The organism is Corynebacterium sp. ES2775-CONJ (assembly GCF_024814515.1).
Classification (GTDB): domain Bacteria; phylum Actinomycetota; class Actinomycetes; order Mycobacteriales; family Mycobacteriaceae; genus Corynebacterium.
The window spans coordinates 87,872-109,616 of record NZ_JANUXT010000004.1 but is presented as its reverse complement, the minus strand read 5'-3'; the positions used below and the strand labels follow the sequence as shown (position 1 = coordinate 109,616).

Below are 21,745 nucleotides of genomic sequence, written 5' to 3'. Positions count from 1 at the left end.
GCAGAATTTTTCCAGGAGGTTAGGCTGGTGGGTCGGCACGCCACGCAAACTACTGCTCCTCGGGGTCGATCCCCGCTCGCCCCATGGCGAGCAGCAGTATTAATATCGCTACTCATCTGGGCAGCACTAGCGATAGCAGGAGTGGGATATTTATGGCCCGGGGGCAAAACCCCTCAGGTCTCCCCCAGCTTTTACCAGACCTTTTCGGTAGGCACTGCCCAAGTGGATGGCACCGTCTCCCACGAGCAACGAGGTTCCTGCTCCAGCCCCGAAGCGGGACGCATCTTTACTACATCTCCCCGAGTGGTACCCGGCAGCACGAGTGATTGCCAATGGTATCTCGTCGATATCACCAGTGGCGAAAATTCTGGTCAACGCACCCTGATCATCAACTCTGGGGAGGCCAGCGATCCCACCCTCAGCGTGGGCCAAAAAATCCGACTCACCGAGACCAAGGATACGAATGGGGATTTGGCCTACGCCTTTGGTGATATCAATCGCAGTTTCGAACTGATTCTGTGGGCTCTCGCCATCGCAGGCGCCATCGTGGCCCTAGCCTTAATGCGGGGCATTCGTGCTCTCATCGGTCTTGGACTGACCCTTATTTTTATTGCAAAATTCACCATTCCAGCACTGCTGCTAGGTGAAAACCCACTAGCGATTGCTGTATTAAGCGGCTCGGTTATTCTGCCTATCGTGGTGATCTTGGTTCATGGCTTGAACTGGAAATCCGCAGCGGCCTTGGGGGGCACCATGGTGGCACTAGCGGTGGCAGCGTGGCTCGCCACTGTGGCAATAGAACACAATCAGATCCGTGGACTCGGTGAAGAGGGCAACCTTTATATCCTGTTGTATCTACCGGATGTCAACGTCGTGGGGCTGATGCTGTGCGGCTTTATTATTGGTTCCTTGGGCGTACTCAACGACGTTGCCGTGGCTCAAGCATCCACCATCAACGAGCTTGCTGAGCTCGATCCTGAGGCTAAACCCTGGCGCCTCTTTGTTTCGGCGATGCGGGTCGGCCGCGACCATATTTCCTCCATGGTGTACACGCTTGTTCTCACATATACCGGCGCGACCTTACCCATGATGCTCTTGCTGAGCGTCTCGGATAGGCCCTTAGGTCAAATTCTTAGCTCTGATCTTGTCGCTACCGAATTACTACGTTCTGGAATAGGTGCTTTTGCGCTGACCCTTTCAGTTCCTCTCACCACGCTTTTAGCAGCGTATACGGTGCCTGATTCTACGCGCGGAAGCCATGCAGTTCGACAGGTTGGACACAGCCACTAAATGCCGAAGCCCCCTTTATACGGGGGCTTTTTCATTGGGCCTCTAACGAAAGTTGAGATAGGCCTTGGACGGGGTAGGCCCTCGCTGGCCCTGGTATTTTGATCCCAGAACCCCAGACCCATAGGGAATTTCTGCTGGTGTAGTGAGCTTGAACAACGCTAGCTGCCCAACCTTCATTCCAGGCCACAAGATAATCGGCAGATTAGCCACATTAGACAACTCCAAGGTGATATAGCCGGAAAAACCTGGATCAATGAAGCCCGCCGTAGAGTGGGTCAGCAAACCGAGGCGTCCGAGCGAGGATTTGCCTTCGAGACGCCCGGCAATATGGGAGGGAAGTGTGAACCTCTCTAATGTCGAGCCAAGGACAAATTCTCCTGGGTGCAGGACGAAGGGTTCACCCTCTTCGACTTCCACCAAGCTGGTGAGGTCATCTTGCTGTAATTTTGGGTCGATATGGGTGTACTTCGAGTTATTAAACACTCGGAAATACCGATCCATACGCACGTCGATACTCGAGGGCTGAATAAGTTCGGGATCGAAGGGCTCAATAATGAGCTCGTGAGCGTCGAGGGCAGCTCGAATATCTTTGTCGGAATAAAGCACGTCTCTTAGTCTAATAGCTTCATTCTCGATTGCAATGACAAGCCCGCTCCACCTCGCAGATTTTTCCCCTAGACACGACCTACAAAATATTTCTCCTAATATTATTCCCCTCGTCAGTTTTCTTATTATTGCACATCAGAGTGCATATTTATGGCCGTTAGTGGAATTCACCCACGGGATAAGATCAATAATTGGGTTGCACCAACGATTTTTCTGGGTAGAGTAGTATAGATCATCACTAGTGGAGCAATCCTTGTGAAGTGACCATTTAAAAAGAAGAAAAGAAAAGGAGCCTCAGCGATATGTCTTTTATGAATCTCACATCAACGAAGCTCTCAAACCGCTGGGGAGAAATTTTTTCCAATTTCCTCGGCGGGGAAGAACAACCTCCTCGTCCCGTGAGCCCCGAGAGCGAGCCTCAGGAAGATCTCAGTGTCTATTTGAGTCGAAGCCACTCTGCTACGCAACCTACTGGCACGACACACAGTATTCTGTTTGTCTCCGCAGATAATGCAGCTCGGACTCAAATCGCTTCCGCCTATACCCGCTATCTCGGCGGGGAAAATGTTTTCGTCCGCTCTGTAGGAACGGACCCACAGTTTATGGTGGAGCCAATGGTTATCGAGGTGCTTCAAGAGCGCGGAATTCCCACAGTAGATTTGAAGCCCAAGACCTTCAACCCCCATACCGTCGATCACATAGAAACAATTGTATCCTTCGACGAAGAAGCGGTTACAGGCTCCCATCACTGGGTAGTGAACAAGGATGTGAGCAGCCCGAAGGCTTGTCACCAAATGTGCGATCAAATCGAAGCCAATGTGCGGAATCTCCTTGAGGAATGCGGCATCGAGCCACGCCCTCACGGTAAACTCATTCCCGAATTTATGGCAGCATAAAAAATCCTCTTACTCCCGATTGAGAGTAAGAGGATTTTTTTATTCGCTTTAGGCGTGAACCTTAGGCATACCCTTCTTCATGATGCCCTTGCCGTGGTGCATATCAGGTGCTGGAGCAGGAGCTGGTGCTGGAGCAGGAGCTGGCATCAGCTTAGCCATGACAGCCTTCACAACGGAGCCAAGATAAGCCACGAGAGCAGCGGTACCGAAAACAGCACCGAGAACAGTACCCGTGATGGCACCGATCTGAGCTGGCTCGAGCTCTTTTTGAGCAGGATCTGCAGGAGCCGCTGGAGCCGCTGGGGCCGCAGGAGCTGCAGGAGCATCTGAACCGGACTGCGCGTAGGCAGGGGTAGCAACGACGAGAGAGGAGGCTACTGCCAAGGAAGCGAGAAGAGAAACAGTCTTCTTCATTATTTCCACCTTATAAGTGTGAGACAACAAACGGATAAATTAAGCTGATACAAGCATAATGCGAGCGGTGAGATAAAGGCGAACTAACGCTACTCACCTCCCACCTCAGGCTCCACCGAGAAATAATAGCATTTTCACATTTTAACCGCTTTATATTCAACAAATGTATCCGCCCCCAAATGAGGGCAGTTCTAGCGACATCGAACGATCGGCGATGGATCGTATATTGTGACTTGTTTTTCGCGACTAAGCTCGTTACCCGCCAAATCCCTAATGATTCGGGTATCACTCGTAGTAAAACCAGGAGCACCGCCAGAAGGTGAGCAATTACTTCCTGATACATTCATCACCTGGGGCTGGGTATAGGCCCACCGTCCGCCATTAACAGATTCCACCTCAACAGTTTTTACGCCCATAAAGCTCACCGTAATAGCTCCGTCTCCGAAGGCAGTGACAATGCGAACGGGATGGGAAGAGGTATTTTTAAACTGCAGATCAATGAGACCCTCATAGACCGTTGCTTCGCGACCTGCGGGGTAGCGCGAAATATAATAGCTATGCGGAGTGTGGGTGATGTCTTGCATTCCAGCAAAATAGGAAGCGTTGTACAACGTAGTAGCGAACTGAGAAATTCCGCCGCCAACCGCAGTATCTGCTCGGCCATTCAAAATAACGCCAGATTCTACATAGCCTTGAGCTCTTCCGCGGGGCCCGGTATAACCGTTTAGGCTAAATATTTCACCTGGGGCCACGATGGCACCGGAAACCATCTCTGCCACCCGCTTGATATTGACCCCCGATGGGCCCGAATAACCGGACGTTGTAAAGCTAGAGACCTGTTGGTCAAAGGTGGCAACCTGAGCCATCTCGGTCGTGAAGGTCGCGGGGTTATCACGATAGATAGCATCAAATTCTTTCGGGCTTGTTCCCGTAATGCGCTGGGGGAGTTCCTTGAGTGTCTCTTCCCAATCGATCATGACTCCATCAGCATGGGGGGTAACAACCTTAGAGCCATTGGAGAAATCTATGCGAGCATTTCTTTTAGGAACTTCCGTTTGTGCTAGGCCTTCAGATAGGATTTCGCGAGCTAACTCTGGGTTGACCTCTGGAATGAAGGTAGAATTTTTAGCTACGAAGGTGACGACTTCACCCATGCGAGCTGGCTCGATACGCCCGTCGATACCGTCGCGGCCGTGGACAATAATTGGTGCGGAGACTGACTCGGCGGCAATACCATCGACAACGCGCTGGACCTTATCCACACCGTATTCGGGATTGACAATGCTCGCATCCACGCTGACCCCCTGGGGACTCAACCATTCAGCTGGGATACTGGTGGCGAGCCATTCTCGCTGCACAACTTGACCATTTTCGGGGCGCGGATCGACGATAACCGTTCCCCCCTCGAGGCGAATAGCTCCGTTAATAGGCTCCCGGTTTAACTCTGCGACGAGGCGGTCGAGCTCAGGATTGAGCAGACTCTCATCTACGCTCGAGACTACGGGAACCTCATAGGTACGCCAGTGTCCCATGAAGCGACGAATCGGATTAAAAGGTTGATTCTCAACCGCTAAGAGGGTTTGATCCCAATCGATACCCAACCCGGCGCGCAAAGGCTCAATGGTCGCTGTGATTTCCCCCGCCTTAATGGTGACGGGTGCGGAAAACTTCTCCCCCAATTCCAGCTCTAATTTAGCTTGCGCCTCAGCCCTGTTGAGGCCACCGACATCTACGCCACCAATTGCGGTTCCAGGTGCGATAGTGCCGCGGTTGAGTGCAAAATCAGCCCCAATGACGGCAGCAACAATGGCCAGCAGCCCGATGAGGATGCCAGCGATAATGGTTGCTCTTCGAGACTTCTTCTTTGTCTTTGTGCCCACCGCTATTAATCTACCGGTGCTGTTGATCTAGACCAACAGGATCAGTACCCCCGTTAACGTTGTAAAGCTGCCACTCGCTCGGCGCGCGTACGCAGTTCAGCTATATTTTCCGTACCATAATCAGCGGTGACCTGATCGATAACCGCGGGCAATTCAGCGGTACTAATCCACAGTGCCTGGTCCGCCCCCGCACTGAGCGCCAGGCCCACCGCCTCGGGTATCGAGAGCTGATCACTGATTGCCCGCATCCCCGAGAGGTCATCGGTGAAAATAATCCCGCTAAATGGGCTGCCCCCTGGATAATGACCTCGACGCAGTAACTCGTATGCTTGAGGGCTCAGGCTTGCAGGCAGCTCCCCCAGACCTGGCACCACCATATGTCCGACCATCACTGCGGCATCAGGAATGTCGGCGATGGCGCCATAAGGCAGCAGATCCCTGGTCATCAGCTCATCGAGCGGCGGGGTGCGCACTGTCTCATGGTGGGAATCTCCAGTAGCTCGTCCATGACCTGGGAAATGCTTAAATACGGGGATCACCCCAGCATCGCGCATTCCCAGAGCAAAGGCCGTGGCATAGAGAGACGATCGGAGCGGATCATGGCTAAAGGCCCGATCGCCCACGACCGCCAGTCCGTCACCATCTACATCAATGACGGGGGCGAAGTTGACCGTAATACCGTGCTGATTAAGAATAGTGCCCATCTCGAAAGCGAGGCCGCGTACTTGATCGGGGCTCAACGTATCTGCCATATCCCGCGGGGACGGGAAGTCACCCAATATTTCCCGATGTCTGAGAACCCTACCGCCTTCGAAATCAATTCCAACAGCGAAGGGGCGCCCGATCAACCGTCGCAGAGTAGCTAGGTCACGGCCTGGGGTGATGAGTAATTCGGGGTTGCTATCAGATCGAATGAAAATCCCACCCACACCCTGACGCAAGGCGAAAAGGGCGTCATCGAAATCATTGACGCCAACCATCATAAGTTGCCCGACGAGGGCGCGCACTAATGCCGGGTCCTCCGGCGGAAGTTCTTGTTGAGGTAGTAGAAGAGTAGGCATGGGGGACGACGTGGTCACCGGCGCTTCAACTTCGTGGCGATTATCTGTATTGATCGTGCAGCTGTGTGCGAATACGGTGAGCGTGCCAAGGAGCGTTGCGAGCTTCTTTGACACCGTTGATCACGACCTTTGATTATTTCCCTGTTGAGTCCTGTTGCTAGTTTAGCCGTCTTCATCGAGTGATGTGGTGGGCAAGATGACGGAGTCAAGCGGTGGCTGGTATCTTGGTCATTATGGCTTTTTCTTCCGATTCTCTGCGATGGCGTACCCTAGGGCCGGCTATTGCCAGCGCTGCTGTGGGCATTGCTCTCGGTGTCGCAGCTATTGTCGGAAGTAATACTGCTATCGATGATAGCCCTGCTCAGCTCGATAACGGGTTATCGGCCTCAGATGCTATTCTCGGCGATCCGGAATACGGATCGCGCAACTAGCTGCGCATATCATGCAGGCGCGAAACTTAATGAAGGTGGCCAGCGCCAACGGTAGTACTCAGCGTGCGGCGCTCATTGGCTTCGTCACGTGTTTGCTCATTGTTTCACTGCAACCGCCAGGTCTTATCAGCGCCGACACTAAGATGGACCTCCTGATCAACCCAGGACAGTTTCTCAGCCAAGCATTCAATCTCTATACTGACCGTTTCACTTTCGGGCAATTACAAAATCAGGCCTACGGATATTTTTTTCCACACGGAGCATTTTTTCTTCTTGGTTCCGTTTTGAATATCCCTCTCGTCATCGTAGAGCGTAGCTGGTGGCTCATTGTTCTCTTTACGGGCTATTTAGGATCTGTCCTATTACTAAAAAAGCTGGACATCGGTACCTTTTATATCCAGATCGTAGCCAGCTTCACATTTGTTTTAGCACCCCGAACTCTGAGCAATCTGACCACCATTTCCTCTGAAGTGTGGCCCATTATGCTCACCCCCTGGATCCTTCTGCCCATAATGGGCACCCAGCGATCAATAGCGTTATCGGTTATTGCTGCAGGTTTCTTAGGGGGTATTAATGCCACAGCCTCTTGGGCAGCCGTTCTACCTGCGGCGCTGTACTTCATCTATGAACTGAGCTGCTGTTCTTACCGCAGTAGAACTCTCAAGCACTTTCTCTGGTGGGGAGTGGGGGTCCTGGGTATAAATAGCTGGTGGATTATTCCGCTGGGTTTTTTCTCTCGCTTCAGCGCCCCCTTCGTGGATTTCATCGAAAATACGGCTATCACTACGCGCTGGCTCAATCTTGCTGAGATTCTTAGAGGGACTACGAGCTGGGTGCCCTTCGTTGATAGTGAACGCAGTGCCGGTTTCCTCCTAGTCTCCTCCCCGACTGCGGTCGTCCTTACCCTAGCGGTGGCTACCATGGGTTTATGGGGACTAGCGTCCTATTCCCATCGTTCCTTCTGGCTGCTCGTGCTCGGCGTCGGCCTCATTATTTTTGGCGGAGCGGGGCATATTCCAACCCTCCTCGATTCTGGGCCTTTTGTGGCCCTTCGCAATATTTCGAAATTCGATGCTCTCTTAAGGCTTCCGCTTATGGTGGGCATCGCCCACTTAGGAACACGGTTCTCCTCCCACCCGAAGGAAATTCCGGCCCAGGTCTTAATATCCACGCTGGCCGTAGCTTCCTTTCTTCCCGCGCTGTCGGGGGGTTTGATGCCCAAGGGCGCTTTCGAGAAGATCCCCTCTTATTGGTATCAGGCCGCCGAGTATCTAGAAACCCATGCTGCCCATACCCGCACTTTGGTTCTTCCCGCCCGTGCTTTCGCTCGGCAGGAATGGGGGTGGACAAGGGATGAACCCATCCAATTTCTCACCGATATTCCCTTTGCGGTACGCGATGCTATTCCCCTGATCAACTCCGAGGCTATTCGTGGCTTAGACGGTATGACGGTAGTTCCGACACTGGATAATTTGCGCCGTCACGGAATCGGTGCGGTGCTCGTGCGCCACGATGTGAACAGCTCCCATGGAGCTGATTCGGTTCTCGATTTCTATGGACCCACCCAGCGCTTCGGCGAGGTAGAGATAGCCCTAATCGAACCAGATTTACAGCTCCTTACGGCTCGACTCGATCAGCTACCTATAGTTTCCGCTGGCGGTGAAGGCCTCGCCCTCATGGGTGCTGGAGCCTACCAACTAGCCACTGAATCTACCTTCAATCAATCCACTATTATCAGTGATACCCCAATAAAGGTAGCCCGCAACTACGGCTCCCTCGGACACAGTTCCGCGGCGCTACGCGCAGATGCACCGCGATCTGATCACGCTGATATCACCCACCGTGTCATCGACTATCCCTCATCAGCTCCCGCAAGTACTCTGGTCTTCTCAGGCGGGGTTGTAACCAGTTCTTCTGCGGCATCCGATGCCACTAATTTTCCCGCTCCTCGTCTTGATCAAGCGGCAACGGCTGCCATCGACTCGAGAACGGTGAGTGCTTGGTACCCACGAGCCGGAGCATCTGCAGGCGAATGGATTGAATTGCGCCCTGATGCGGAAGTAACTGATCCAGTTATCTCAGTGCGGCTCAGCGCCCGCACCCATCAGGCTGTTACAACCACGGTAACTGTGCACAATGGGGACGCACATATCACTAGGGAGCTTCAAACTGGTAAAGATTACCAGCTGCGTCTACCCGGAGGATCCTCCCACGGGGTGCGGCTTGAACTAGGCCGTTCTCTAGTGCCAGTAGGGGTAGCCGATTTTGGATATATCAACCATCCCATAACATCCAGTATTCGAGTGCCCGCAGCACCTCGAGGGGTTCAAGCATGGATTTTCCAGCGCTATTTCTATCCCACAGCCGTACTGGAACGCTCTTTTGAGGTACCGGAGGTTGTGGAGGTCGAGGTTGTGGCCCAACCATGTGAAAACTCGGTACTCATTGATCAGCAGCGCTACCGGTGTGGGGATCGGCTTACCCTTAGTCCAGGCGTCCACTTCATGGAAAGTTTTGCACATATGGTGCGGCTAGGAAAGGTGGGGGCCCAGCTACAGGGCGCCCCTTTGGTGCCACTAGAAGATTCTCACCCTACAGATGCCATAGCTGGGGCTACGATCAAACCGACTGAATATGATCGTGTTCTCCTCGTCTCGCGAGCCTATCAATCAGGCCTTGAAGCCACCCTTGGAAACCAGCAACTAAGTCCGATGGTCATTAACGCCGGAATGCAAGGCTTTGTTCTCCCTGCTAACAATGGTGGGGAATTTCGTCTCCGCTTCGCCGGGGAGTCGGGTTATCGCAGCGGCCTCCTCCTCGGCGCGCTGATGTCTCTCTTTACTGCGCTTATTGCTCTGCTGAGTGCACGTGCTCGCCCCCGTTTGTATCCCTTAGGCCCGGACTCTCTCCTAGCGCATGGTGTGATCACTGCTATCACCCTAATTGGGCTCATGCTGGCCGCTGGGTGGTGGGTTGCACCCCTGGCAGTAGTGGTTAGTTTTATCAGTCGCTACAGTTACTTTAGCCGTGGCGCCCTCATGATGGGCACCGGAGTTGTCCTGGCTCTTTGGTACGCTCGTGCTCCCTGGCCAGCACCGAACTATGCCGGCGATAACCTTGCAGTCACCGTACTAAGCGCTACCTTATTGCTGCTGTTGGTCTTCGGGCCGAAGCCGGAACCAGATACTGTTGTGCGCTCAGGATAAGTCGCGACAGTAGATAGAAACATCCCGCCGTAACCGCCACAGTGCCACCGGTTGAATAATTCAAATAGACCGCCACACCTAGACCAGTTAACCCAATAGCGATACCCGCCACGGTGCCGGCAATAATCAGACCGAAGAAAGTTCGGGTGAAATCTTTCAGTGCGGCAGCAGGGGCTACAAGAAGTGCTATGGAGAGAATCGAACCCACCGCCGGGATAGCAACCACCATTGAGGCACATAAAAGCGACAGAGTCAGCAGCTCCGCGATAAAAGGGACCAGCGAACGTCCGGCACGCGCATGGGAAATCTTAAAAGCGACGGGGTCGAAATAATAGAGCGATAGGTTCCGCCCGAAAGTGACGAGAACTATCGTGGCTACCACCGCTACTCCGATGGCAGAATACACATCCATATGGTTGACCGACACCAAAGAACCAGTTAAGAAACTCTCAACTTTCAGCGGCAATGGTTGGAACCATCTCAGCAGAAAAATGCCAAGGGAATAGCCGAGTGTCAGAACAATACCCGCAGCCGCCGTCGCGGAAATGCCCTCCAAACCTGCCAGATAGCGCATCAGTAAAGCCAGAGGGATACAGCATAGCGCCGCCCCTGCGAAGAGCCAGAGACTGAGATCGCCACCGATAAACTGGCCCACCACCACGCCAAGAACGGCTCCGGGGAACGTGCCATGAGATAGGGACTCAGAGAAGAATACGCGCTTTCCTAATACTGCAAGCGCACCAACGGCGCCCATCAGTCCGCCCACGACGATGACCTCGATGATAGGAAGGAAAAGGATATCAAGCATCAGCTAAACTCCCGCGACTGTGGAAGGTACGTTTCGTCCCTGGGCTAAGCCTGCTTCGAAGAGCGGCTACCACTAAAGCCAGCACAAAAACCACGATCAATGAAAGGGATACAGCGGCCTGGGGTGATACCTGACGAGAAAGGTTCAGATTCATCACAATGACACCGATAAAGGCAGCGATAATGCCGGAGGCCATCGCTACTACCACCATTGACCTCGGGGTGCGGCATAAGAGTCGAGCGGCAGAACCCGGGATGACGAGATATCCGATTACCAACAGCACTCCCACCGCCGAGGAAGCAGCCACCACGCAGGCGGCTATGGCTGCATTTAAGCAGGCATCAATCAGGGACGTTTTGTGCTTATTTGCCTCCGCGAAGGTGCGATCAAAAGCCACAAGTACCTGCTGGCGCCAGGTGATGAGAACTAAAGTAAGAGCGATAATGGCACAAACCAAAGCTTGGTTCATCCGAGTAGGGGTGATATCGAGCAGGCGACCGAACATAAGGCTATCGAGCTGACCGGAGTAATCGCCTATCGCCAAACTCATCACTACGCCGATCCCATAGAAGCTGGTCAACACCACTGCGGTACCTGCCTCCGGAGCTTGTCTTTTCGTGGTGAGAGTGAGCATAAAAGCCGCTAAAGCCGCTACCAGCGCGGCGCCTGGAATAATGCCTTCAATGCCGCCAATAGCAAGGCCTGCTACCATTCCGGGAAAAATGGAGTGCACCAGAGCCTCCACCGAGAATTCAACCGCCCGCAGGTTGACTAAAACACCGACGATACCACCAATAATTCCCAGTATGACGAGCACAATTAGAGCGCGATAAAGGTAGGGGACGGTGAAAATATCGATGAGTTGCTCTGTGGTAATCATAGAGCCCGACCACCAAGGACATCGTGAGTATCTCTGATATTGACTTGGCCGCCACCGACCTCAGCACAGCGTTCGCACACCTGATCTGCAAGATCATAGTCATGTGTGGAGATGATAATGGCAGTACCGCTGGTCTTTAAGCGCCTAATGGTTTCCACTAAGACACGTCTCGATTCCACATCGAGACCATTAAAGGGTTCGTCGAGAAGGACAAGACTTGGTTCGGTCACCAGTGCACGTGCGATGAGTACGCGTTGCCGCTGACCACCGGAGAGATCGCCGAAGCGGGTATTCGCTTTATCAGATAACCCAACGACATCGAGTGCATATTCGACTTTCTGTGCCGATACTCTTCTCCACCATGGGGTGGATGCATAGAGTCCCATCTGCACAACCTGCTTAGCGGTGACGGGGAAGGATAAATCGACATCTTGGTACTGGGGGACATAACCCACAGTGCCATCGTATTCGATCTCGCCTTGCACCCGGCAGAGACCGATAATGCCTTTAAGGAGGGTGGATTTGCCGGAACCATTAGGCCCGATCAGACCCAAGGCATCACCATGGGCTAGACGGAAATTCACATTGGCTAAGACGGTTTCTGGCCCATAACCGCAGGACACTTTATCCATTGTGATTACGGGGGTGCGTGGAGTAGTCACAGTATTCCTTTGATGGGGGCGAGGGTGTCGATGAAATTTTTTCTGTTGAAAGTTCAAGACCCCACAGCCACCTTTTCTAGTTCTCTTAGAGGGGCTGTGGGGTACAGATATAATGCGCCTAGAAAGCGTTTAGTTCTTGGCGAACTCTTGCAACGATGCTGGCAATGGGGCTACGGTGCCATCCCATGCTTCAACCAGGGTGGTCACATTGTGGATAATGGAACCGATATAGGTTTCACCAGCGGAACCTACGGGGCCCAACGAGTCGCCGTAGAGGGCGTCTTCGTCGGTAATAGCCTTAACGCCGGCGACCCGCGCGATTGCCTCGATCGACTTCGAGTTATTGGAATTTTCGGCAAAGAGAGCGCGAGCGCCAGAGGCCTTCACTTCTTCAGCAGCCTGCTGGATATGATCAGCGGTAGCATCCTGCTGGTGGTTGAAGTCGCTGAGAGCGGCGCCGACAAATTTCACGCCATAGGACTCAGAAAAATAACCAAAGGCGTCATGGGAGGTAAACAGCGTGCGGTTCTCTTGAGGCACCGAGTTGATTGAATCCTGAACCCACTGATCGAGTTCATCCAGCTTAGCCTTGTAGGTATCCACTGCGTCTTTGAATACGTCAGCGGCGGCAGGGTCAGCTTTAGTGAGCACTGAACCGATATTGGTCACCTGAATGGCAGCCCGTTTCGGATCGGTCCAGATATGAGGATCGTGGGTGAACTCTGGGGTTTCGCCTGGTTCTATGAATGGCCACTCGCGAACCTCTACTTTTTCTACGCCGAGGTCAACATCGAAACCCTCACCTTTTTCATCGCTCACACCAGAGGTCACAGCCATGGTGCCTTTGAAGCCCGAGGAGCTAATAGCAGAATCGAGGAAGTGCTCAAGATCTACGCCGTTGACAAAGAAAAGGTCAGCATTGCCCAGTGCCTTCATCTGCTTCGGGGTCATCTCGTGCTCGTGAGCGGAGGCATTAGGAGCTAGTAAGCAGGTGAGGTCAAGAGTAACATCGCCGGAACCAGAGGTGGTCTCCTGACCTTGAGCATCTGTCTTCTCCAAGGTCATACCAGTGGCGGCGATATGGGTCAGGTAATCACAAATCTGAGTTGTGGTTGCTACCGCGTGGACCACCTGAGCGCTGTCCATCTTGGCGTTATCGGTAGTAGTCTCCATGCCTGCATCGGTGGAGCTGCAGCCGGCAAGAACGAGGGCGGCAGATCCTGCGAGTGCGCAGCAAGATAATACGGAACGAGAAATTCTCATCTCTAAAGCTCGACAATCTTCTAGCTTGTACTCCCCAGTAACATCGATAATACGAGTGTGTTCCAGGGGAGGTTGTGGTCAGTTGTGCTGGCAACCTCACTTAGGTTGCTATATTCTTCTCGGAAACGATCGTCCACCTGGACTTACGTGATTTGGGTCCATCTATATACCTGCTGGAGATGCCAGGTGCAGAAGGCTAGAGGATAACCGTTTCCATGAATATAAAGTTAAGCACACCTAAGTTACAACTTCAAGCAGATCTAGCACAACTCACCACGCAGAAAAACCAGAGCTTAATCACGATATAGGTTGATCTTTCAGACGAGAAAACAATCCTAAAATCCACCGCTGCGCAGGTTTTTCCACCAGCTCATACCCCGCATAGGCAAGTGCGAGCGACCCGAAAAAGGTCCACCCCCAAATAGTAAGAAAATGTCCAGAAAAAAGAGGTGTCTGGGTCATTGTAATGACCACGGAAAGGACGGGGAGATGGACAAGAAAAAAAGAATAGCTAATCCGGCCAAGGTACGTGACGGGTGCGGTGGTATAAATCGACCTCCCCTCCGCCCATATATAGGGGCCTATAATAAAGATACTGAATACTCCCCCAAGGAGAATTCGAACCGTAAATTCTCCAGGACTGGGATGAGTAAGCCCTAGAGGCCCTACCCACTCCTGGCCCGCGATATAGGCAATAATGAGTGCGCCAACAACACACGGGACGCGCGCCCTAAACCATGCTCGAGCCAAAGGCGATCCTGCACATCGCGGTTCCAGTTCGGCGGCTATGATTCCGAGTGCAAACCATAAAAAGAAAGCGGGTGGGTAGATCTGCCGGTTGGCGATTCCAGGCGCCGGGCTAGCTATAACCCACGGCAGCCAAGCCCATCCCAAACTGATAGCTGCCAAGGCCACGATAACTAAGATGCGCCCCCAGGGAGGGAAACGTTTCAGCACACAATATAACGGCGGAACAAGTAGATAAAAGGCTATCTCGACGACCAAACTCCACAGATGAGTCAATCCGCCGATAAGACCCTGCGGAATGTAGAGCTGTGTAAAACTTAGATGTGCAATAATAAGTGATTTACTCATTGCAAAGCTGTCAGATAAAAGTGCCCACGCTAGCAATACCATAATCCAATATGCTGGTACGATACGGGCGAACCGGCGCATATAATAACCCTGGTAACGATGCTGTCGCCACAATACAAAAGCCGAAAGCGTGAAGAAAACGGCCACGAAGAAATCGAAACGGGCAATGATAGCTCCCCCTACACTGCGCGGATCAAGACCGGTTTGGAAAGCGATATGAGTAGTCATGACTCCTAGCGCCGCAACCCCCCGCACTCCTTCGAGGGCAGGTTTAAAACGCGGAATATGAGGGTTTTCAGACATAGCTTTAGTGTCTATGAGCGCCACGGGGAAGTAAAGTATGTACGAAAATCTCTGCAGGAATCGAAGGAGTAAGCGATGATCGCAGCCACTCGGAACCGGGTTATGATCACTGTCGGACTGGTGCTTTTTATCGCAGCTCATCTCACTCCGGATGTGTTAGCTCTCACTCTGCGCCCATTGCAGCCCGGATGGGATATGCAGATGATCTCCCAGAGCACCAAGGCGGAGATCATCAAACCCACGAAAACCTGCGTAGATATTCACCCCTGTCGTCTCGATTTCCAGGACGTGACTCTCCAGCGTCGGGTGCGTAGTGCAGCTGCTCAGAATCCGCAGCACCGCGGCGATCATACCATCAGCGTGCACTCCGAGCAGCGGCTAAGCACCAACGAGGGCGTAGAGCTTTTTCATATAAGTGATGATGTCGAATTAGATGCACAGACAGCCTTTCCCGTCCTTGGTCCCCGTTCTTCCGTTGAGTTGACGGCGCCCTATTTCAATCTCCACATCGATTCTTCCCAATTCGCCCGCGGCGGACTGCAATATTTCTTTCCCTATAAGCCAGCACGAGTGAGCTATAGATTTTTCGATATATTGGCAGGTAAAGAGGCCCCCTTGGATTATGTGGAGACGATATCCCGCGGCGATTACCCACGTGCGAGCGCAGGCGACGTACTGGTGTATCAACAAGAAATACCGGCAACGGCCCTAACCAGCAGCTCTCTTATCTTAGAAAATCTGTCTCCAGAGGGAAGAGCTCATGAAAAAGATTCATCAGGCAGCGCCACGCTGGCAGATCTCTCGAATCGTGACTTATATGTTGAAGCCTCAGCCTTTTACTCTCCCGGTTCTGCGGCAGCGGCGGCGGGTACGGTGCCGCTGCGTCCTTACTACGCCGCCTACCGACGCGTTTTTGTCGAATCGCATACCGGTGTCATCCTCAATGAGGTCAATAATATTTACGTTTTCTTCGCCCAGAATCTTCGTGAAGCGACTGACACTGCGCGCGCTGCACAATTGTCGGACCCTCAGGAGATCCCAGGCGATAAGTATCGAACAATTTTCAAGGCGCGATTTGAATGGGATGAGGCAACCCAACAGGCACTGGTGCAGCTCGCTCGCCCCACGGTTCGGACGCTTTTCTTTGGCCAACTTATTCCTTATATGATCAAGGTACTTGCCCTTGTTTTGATCGTATATTCCGTGAGCCACCGTCTGAGAATCGCTAGGTGCCGAACCGCTGAAAAGAGTTGATATGACTGCTCGCATACCCAAGCGGTGGGGTTTGGATCCAGCAATTATGTGGGCGGGATTTTTGATCATGGCGATCGTGGGAGTTTTCATTCACCCTGGATCCTTATTGTGGCGGGATATGGTGGTACTCGACCATCCGATCCTGCACCTCGATGCAGTTGGCTTCGGTTTCCAGCCGGCGAGAGCTGTCCCGCAAGATGGTTTTTTAGCTCTGATCGGGATCCTTCTGCCTGCTTCATGGGTTGTGCGTGTCCTGCTCGTTGGTGCCGCCAGCATAGGGGCATGGGCAGGTTATCACATGAGTATGCGTACGCTGCCGCGAATGGCTGCGATCACGATTATCGTATGGAATCCTTTTGTTATCGAGCGCTTCCTCCAAGGGCACTGGTCATTGGCCTTCGTGGCCTGGCTGTTGCCGGCAATCGTAGTACTGCGCCGACGACCCGCTAGCCAGTTATTTTTGGTGTGGCTATGTAGTTTGACGCCATCTGGTCTCATTTTTGCAGCCATCACGGCGTGGACTGTCTCTGCTAAGCGTCTGATCGTCGCATCGTTTTCGGTCATCTGTGCGTTGCCCTGGCTCGTCCCCAGCATACTGCACCCTCCCATAGCCTCTGATACCTCGCTCTTTTTGGGTCGCGCTGAGAAAGGTCTGGGCACATTAGGAAGTTTTTTGAGCTTGGGGGGGATCTGGAATTCCGAGGCGGTACCAGTTTCGCGGACCATGGGGTTCGGAATCGCTGGCCTTATTCTTTTCGTATTACTGGCCGCTTTTATGCCCAGGCGTCTAAAACTCTTGAGTGCAGGAGCGATCCTGGTCTTTGTTATGGTGTGGGTTTATCCGACTATTCTTGGGATAATTCCTGGTGCAGCGCTGGTGCGAGATTCACAGAAGCTCGCTATCCTTCTCATCCCAGGACTAGCATGGGCGGCGGCGCGAATGCGCCCGTCGATAGCACTTGTGGTGGTGCTGCTCGCCCTTGCAAATGTCCCGGATGCTTCGTTGAGTATGCAGGCCTTAAAAGCTACCCCCCTCTCGAAGGAGTGGGAGGAGTTGGGCCAAGAATTTTCACAAGAAGAATACCGCGGCGCAGTGCTCAATCTCGATTCCTCAGGCTTGCTCACTCTCGGGGATAGAGTGGTAGTCGATCCCGCACATAAGGTGCTGCCTCTGCTGAGTTCTGGGGCGCTCAAAGTCGAGGGACAAGTGGCGGATCCTCCGCGCGAAGAATTCTTGCACGCGGTGGATGCGTATCGCACTGGACGGGTGGATGAACTTAATCGCATGGGCATTAGCCATATCAAAAAGGGTGGCATTCTCAGCCCATTACCCATCACTCATATTGAGGTTTTCGAATCTCAGCGCCGCGACTTCACACTGGGCTTGAGCATTCTTCTTATCTGGCTCATGAGTGGCGTGGGGGCTCTGTCTATGGCCACCTGGCGGTTAATCAGATCAAGAAAAGCACGGCCCGTCTCATCCCAGGAATAACCTTGCACTTTGTGCCTGGCATAGTCTCCGAGGCGGGCAATCTGGGTAGGATCTCGCAATAAGTCGCCGACCATCGTTGCCATCTGTTCCGAAGTATCGACAAGCATTCCGCTTTTCCCGTGGTCAATGGAATCGCGTAACCCCCCAGAGCTCGAGTAGCCAATCGTAGGGACGCCATGCTGGGCGGCTTCAACGACCGCGATCCCCCAGCCCTCCTTTCGCGAAGGCATCAGGTGGAGATCGGCACGCTCTAAGAGGGCGTGTTTGCGTTCTTCGCTGACGTGGCCATGAAAAACCACCCGATCGTAGACGTTGAGGGACTGAGCATAGGCTCGTAAATTATCCTCCCACCACCCAGAACCCACGATATCTAAGATGGCCGTCGGCTGCTTGCACATCACTGCGATGGCATCTTCGATGTGCTTATGCGGCACGAGCCTGGAAAGAGTAATAAGGTGAGGACGCTGGTCCTGGGGTAACGCGGGTACCGATGGCGGAAGAGGATCGATCCCATTATGGATGATTGTGATATTCTCCGGCGCATAGCCCACCTCTTCCAATTCTTCCTTGCTGGGTACTGAGACTGTAACGACGGGGTGGTCGGCGTATACCCAAGGAGCTATGCGGGATTCAATCAACCACCCAATTTTCGCAATCAACTTTCCTGCTACGGGCCATTGCAACCGGTGGCAGTGGTGCACCAGGAGGATTACAGGGGCTCTAGAGAATAGCGTGGCAAAAAACGGAATGCCGTTTTGGGTATCAATAATCGCGTCTGCGTGGCGTAACTTTCCCCATAGAAGCTGACAGGCGGTGGATATATAGGTGGTAAATTTCCCACCACTGCGAAGATACTGAACGCCGTGACGCTGCGAGCTGGATGGGGAACCCGGGTAGCGGGCGCTATGGAAGATGACCTCGTGGCCTTGGGCGGCGAGATATTCGCCCACTCGCTCAAGGTATCGCTCACTACCACCACCTTGGGGGTGTGTGGTGTCGCGCCAACACAGCAAAATTATTTTCATAGCAATCGTGCTCAACACTAGCAATTTTTTCAAGATCCATGAGATCCTGAAAGGATGCGCTTGCCCACCTTTTTGCCTACGCTTGCCAGACTCGCTACCTTGAGCCGCTCCGTGGAGTTATTGAAAGCAGTCACAAAAGAGCGTAGTGATCGGGATTTTTTCTACCAGTTCTTGGCAAAAGATAGTGCTCAACAACTCGCCGCTTTAGCCAAGGATATTAACCACTGGGATCTTCACGGCCGGGGCATTCTTGATATCGGAGGCGGCCCTGGGTACTTCGAGGAAGAATTCTTTCGTGCGGGGGCTCATTATGTGGGTCTGGAGCCGGATCTGCGGGAATTATCAGCAGCGGGACTTTCCCATCATATGATGGTTCGCGGAGACGGAATGTCCTTGCCTTTTGCCACCGATAGCTTTGATATCACCTATTCCTCGAATGTGGTTGAGCATATTCCTGATCCACAGGCGATGATGGCTGAGATGGCGCGTGTGACCACACCTGGGGGGCTCATATTTATCAGCTATACTATTTGGCTAGGACCCTTTGGCGGTCATGAGACGGGTCTGTGGCAGCACTACGTGGGTGGTCGTTTTGCCCGCTGGCATTATGAGAGAAAGCATGGTCATAGGCCTAAGAATTTTTTTGGACAGTCTCTTTTCGCAGTCTCGTGTAGCCAGGGGTTAAAGTGGGCACACGCCTTAGCGGATCTTCATCAGGTAGAAATTTGTGCCTTCTTCCCTCGCTATCATCCTTGGTGGGCGTGGTGGATCTGGCGGGTGCCTCTTGTGCGGGAATTTTTAGTGAGTAATTTGGTTATTATACTGCGCAAAAAGCACCCCAGCTTGTAGCCGGAGTGCTTTGAGGAGAGTGGTTTGTCGCTGCTACGAGCGCTGCTGCGCAGTCTTGATTCGCTCACCAAGCTTAGCTAATTCCTGATGCACCTCATCGGGAACACTCTTACCGAGGAAGTCGATATATTTTGAATTCTCGGCGAAGTCCGCAGCCCACTTATCGGGGTCAGCAGTGAGGGCCTGGGCAACGTCCTCAGGGGAGTACCCTTCTAGGCCGGTGAGGTCGATATCTTCGGCGCGTGCGGTATAGCCCACGACGGTTTCCTCGGCTCCTACGCGGCCTTCAATGCGGTCGACGATCCACTTGAGGACGCGAGAATTGTCGCCAAATCCAGGCCACAGGAAGCGTCCATCATCACCCTTGCGGAACCAGTTGACGAGGAAGATCTTTGGCATCTTATCGCCACCTTTGACTCCCATATCAACCCAATGCTGGAGGTACTTTCCGGCGTTGTATCCAATAAATGGAAGCATGGCCATAGGGTCGTGGCGCAGGGTGCCTACCTGCCCCTCAGCGGCAGCCGTTTGACCTGAGGAGAGTAGGGCACCGATTAAGGTTCCGTGGTTCCACGAATAGGTTTGGGTGACGAGAGGGACGGTATCTGGGCGGCGGCCGCCAAAGAGGATGGCATCGATGCGTACGCCTCGGGGATCATCCACCTCTGGGGCAGCAATAGGGCACTGCGAAATCGGGACCGCATACCGTGAGTTAGGGTGGGCGGCCTTGGTATCGGAGTCCGGGGTCCAGTCATTGCCATGCCAATCGATCAGATGAGCTGGAAGTTCCTCGGTGAGGCCTTCCCACCAAACGTCACCGTCATCGGTCAAAGCGACATTGGTAAATAGGGAATTTCCCGGCTCCATGGTCTTCATAGCCATGGGGTTAGAATCGTAATTGGTACCAGGGGCCACACCAAAGAATCCGTTCTCAGGATTAAAGGCGTGGAGGTAGCCATCGTCTGCGATATAGAGCCAGGCAATATCGTCACCCACAACCTCAGCCTTCCAGCCGGGAATAGTGGGGGTGATCATAGCAAGGTTGGTTTTACCGCAGGCGGATGGGAACGCGGCGGCCACATTGTAGTGCTTGCCTTCGGGGTTGGTGAGCTTAAGGATGAGCATATGCTCAGCCATCCATCCTTCTTCCTCCGCCATAACTGAAGCGATACGCAAGGCGAAGCATTTCTTGGCGAGGATAGCGTTTCCACCATAACCCGATCCGTAGGACCAGATTTCCTTAGTTTCGGGGAAGTGGGTGATGTATTTATCGTCGTTGCACGGCCACGCGACGTCTTCTTCTCCCGCAGCTAGTGGATGGCCCACGGAATGCAGACAGCGCACGAAATCTTTATTGCCTAAGCGGTCGAGGGCGGCCTGTCCCATGCGGGTCATAATACGCATGGACATCACCACATACGGGGAATCGGTAAGCTGTACGCCAATTTTAGGTTCGTCCGCCGAGAGCGGACCCATAGCGAAGGGAACCACGTACATGGTGCGGCCCTTCATCGAGCCCGTGAATTTCTCGGTAAGGAGCTCTTTCATAGCCGCTGGCTCGTACCAGTTATTAGTAGGGCCAGCGCCATCCTCGGTTGGGGAGCAGATGAAGGTCCGGGATTCGACGCGGGCGACGTCACTAGGGTTGGAGCGGGCGAGGAAGGAATTGGGGCGCTTATCCTCGTTGAGACGGATGAGGGTTCCCGCCTCAACCAGTTCTTCGCTCATGCGGTCCCACTCCTCTTGGGAACCGTCGGCGAAGACAACACGATCGGGCTGGAATATTTTCTCATGAGCCGCAATCCACTCGAGCAATTTCTCGTTTGTGGTGGGCGCCTCGCCGCTGAGCCCGCTAATGGTTACGTGTGACATTTTCTCTCCTAACGTTGTGGGTCGATGTCTCATCGGTAGCTTTTTCAGGCTTATCGCTATCGATTTTCACTATATCCCCATTATCGAAAATCACTAACCGAAATTCTAGAGACTAAGATCACAAAGGCTTGCACACTAGAGCTAAGTCTCTCCACTAAAACACCCACACACTGGGGAAACCAAACAGAGAGATACTCTTAACGCAATGACTCACACTTGCTGTGATAAAAATCTTAAACCCCAATTTACCTGATTAAGAGGGTGGTATTCTAACATTTTCGGCAAATAAAACCTTTGTTACCCCTGATGAAACTCCCCCCTCATAATCCCCCGCACTTCTCACCATTTGGAAGAAACTGCAGCAGGTTGACGTTATCTAAGGAGACTAATTGAGGAAACGGGGGTGATAATAATCATAAAAGTTATTCCTCTCGCAGCTCTTCCATGCCTAGAATTCG

Annotated in this window: 17 protein-coding genes; 6 read left to right on the top strand and 11 right to left on the bottom strand. The window is 53.0% G+C overall.

Annotated elements, in window-relative coordinates:
- Positions 1-27 precede the first annotated feature (27 nt).
- Positions 28-1,290 carry a YibE/F family protein gene (locus NXT01_RS06095; RefSeq protein WP_259078635.1) on the top strand — a complete coding sequence of 421 codons (1,263 nt, stop codon included), beginning with the start codon at positions 28-30 and terminating at the stop codon, positions 1,288-1,290.
- 42 nt (positions 1,291-1,332) lie between these two features.
- Here the strand turns inward: NXT01_RS06095 and dcd are convergent, their stop codons facing one another.
- On the bottom strand, positions 1,333-1,896 hold the full coding sequence (gene dcd, locus NXT01_RS06090; RefSeq protein ID WP_259078633.1) for a dCTP deaminase: 564 nt from the start codon (positions 1,894-1,896) through the stop codon (positions 1,333-1,335).
- A gap of 302 nt (positions 1,897-2,198) precedes the next feature.
- Here dcd and NXT01_RS06085 point away from each other — a divergent pair, with 302 nt between their 5' ends.
- Complete coding sequence (locus NXT01_RS06085; RefSeq protein WP_259078631.1) at positions 2,199-2,792, top strand: low molecular weight phosphatase family protein; 594 nt, start codon at positions 2,199-2,201, stop codon at positions 2,790-2,792.
- A gap of 48 nt (positions 2,793-2,840) precedes the next feature.
- Here the strand turns inward: NXT01_RS06085 and NXT01_RS06080 are convergent, their stop codons facing one another.
- From NXT01_RS06080 to NXT01_RS06070, 3 genes are all read right to left on the bottom strand, one after another.
- Positions 2,841-3,206 carry a hypothetical protein gene (locus NXT01_RS06080; RefSeq protein WP_259078622.1) on the bottom strand — a complete coding sequence of 122 codons (366 nt, stop codon included), beginning with the start codon at positions 3,204-3,206 and terminating at the stop codon, positions 2,841-2,843.
- A 191-nt stretch (positions 3,207-3,397) separates the two neighbouring features.
- Positions 3,398-5,086 carry a VanW family protein gene (locus tag NXT01_RS06075; RefSeq protein WP_259078620.1) on the bottom strand — a complete coding sequence of 563 codons (1,689 nt, stop codon included), beginning with the start codon at positions 5,084-5,086 and terminating at the stop codon, positions 3,398-3,400.
- Positions 5,087-5,139: 53 nt separating this feature from the next.
- Positions 5,140-6,261 carry a glycoside hydrolase family 3 N-terminal domain-containing protein gene (locus NXT01_RS06070; protein WP_259078619.1) on the bottom strand — a complete coding sequence of 374 codons (1,122 nt, stop codon included), beginning with the start codon at positions 6,259-6,261 and terminating at the stop codon, positions 5,140-5,142.
- 119 nt (positions 6,262-6,380) lie between these two features.
- Here NXT01_RS06070 and NXT01_RS06065 point away from each other — a divergent pair, with 119 nt between their 5' ends.
- Both NXT01_RS06065 and NXT01_RS06060 read left to right on the top strand, forming a co-directional pair.
- Positions 6,381-6,578 (top strand): DUF2613 domain-containing protein, encoded by a 198-nt coding sequence (locus NXT01_RS06065; RefSeq protein WP_259078618.1) that lies wholly within the window; start codon positions 6,381-6,383, stop codon positions 6,576-6,578.
- A gap of 35 nt (positions 6,579-6,613) precedes the next feature.
- Positions 6,614-9,784, top strand: coding sequence for a DUF3367 domain-containing protein (locus NXT01_RS06060; protein ID WP_259078617.1), 3,171 nt, complete (start codon positions 6,614-6,616; stop codon positions 9,782-9,784).
- On the opposite strand, the gene NXT01_RS06055 is transcribed toward NXT01_RS06060, so the two are convergent.
- The 5 genes from NXT01_RS06055 to NXT01_RS06035 all read right to left on the bottom strand — a co-directional run bounded on the left by NXT01_RS06055 (position 9,717) and on the right by NXT01_RS06035 (position 14,795).
- Positions 9,717-10,592: a metal ABC transporter permease gene (locus NXT01_RS06055; RefSeq protein ID WP_259078615.1), complete on the bottom strand. Its 876-nt coding sequence runs from the start codon at positions 10,590-10,592 to the stop codon at positions 9,717-9,719. The two genes, NXT01_RS06060 and NXT01_RS06055, sit on opposite strands and share 68 nt — an antisense overlap.
- The gene (locus NXT01_RS06050; RefSeq protein WP_259078614.1) at positions 10,585-11,472 is read right to left on the bottom strand and encodes a metal ABC transporter permease; all 888 of its coding nucleotides are present in this window, start codon (positions 11,470-11,472) and stop codon (positions 10,585-10,587) included. The genes NXT01_RS06055 and NXT01_RS06050 overlap by 8 nt, the downstream gene beginning before the upstream one ends.
- Positions 11,469-12,134 (bottom strand): metal ABC transporter ATP-binding protein, encoded by a 666-nt coding sequence (locus NXT01_RS06045; RefSeq protein WP_259078612.1) that lies wholly within the window; start codon positions 12,132-12,134, stop codon positions 11,469-11,471. The genes NXT01_RS06050 and NXT01_RS06045 overlap by 4 nt, the downstream gene beginning before the upstream one ends.
- Before the next feature lie 129 nt (positions 12,135-12,263).
- Positions 12,264-13,397 carry a metal ABC transporter substrate-binding protein gene (locus tag NXT01_RS06040; RefSeq protein WP_259078610.1) on the bottom strand — a complete coding sequence of 378 codons (1,134 nt, stop codon included), beginning with the start codon at positions 13,395-13,397 and terminating at the stop codon, positions 12,264-12,266.
- 297 nt (positions 13,398-13,694) lie between these two features.
- On the bottom strand, positions 13,695-14,795 hold the full coding sequence (locus tag NXT01_RS06035) for an acyltransferase (protein WP_259078608.1): 1,101 nt from the start codon (positions 14,793-14,795) through the stop codon (positions 13,695-13,697).
- Positions 14,796-14,870: 75 nt separating this feature from the next.
- On the opposite strand from NXT01_RS06035, the gene NXT01_RS06030 reads away from it, so the two are divergent.
- Positions 14,871-16,049, top strand: a complete 1,179-nt coding sequence (locus NXT01_RS06030; protein ID WP_259078607.1) for a DUF3068 domain-containing protein — start codon at positions 14,871-14,873, stop codon at positions 16,047-16,049.
- Positions 16,050-17,408: 1,359 nt separating this feature from the next.
- On the opposite strand, the gene NXT01_RS06025 is transcribed toward NXT01_RS06030, so the two are convergent.
- Positions 17,409-18,566, bottom strand: a complete 1,158-nt coding sequence (locus NXT01_RS06025; protein ID WP_259078606.1) for a glycosyltransferase family 4 protein — start codon at positions 18,564-18,566, stop codon at positions 17,409-17,411.
- A gap of 60 nt (positions 18,567-18,626) precedes the next feature.
- On the opposite strand from NXT01_RS06025, the gene NXT01_RS06020 reads away from it, so the two are divergent.
- On the top strand, positions 18,627-19,415 hold the full coding sequence (locus tag NXT01_RS06020; protein WP_259078604.1) for a bifunctional 2-polyprenyl-6-hydroxyphenol methylase/3-demethylubiquinol 3-O-methyltransferase UbiG: 789 nt from the start codon (positions 18,627-18,629) through the stop codon (positions 19,413-19,415).
- A 33-nt stretch (positions 19,416-19,448) separates the two neighbouring features.
- Here NXT01_RS06020 and NXT01_RS06015 read toward each other — a convergent pair whose 3' ends face one another.
- Complete coding sequence (locus NXT01_RS06015; protein WP_259078602.1) at positions 19,449-21,287, bottom strand: phosphoenolpyruvate carboxykinase (GTP); 1,839 nt, start codon at positions 21,285-21,287, stop codon at positions 19,449-19,451.
- Between the last annotated feature and the right edge of the window lie 458 nt (positions 21,288-21,745).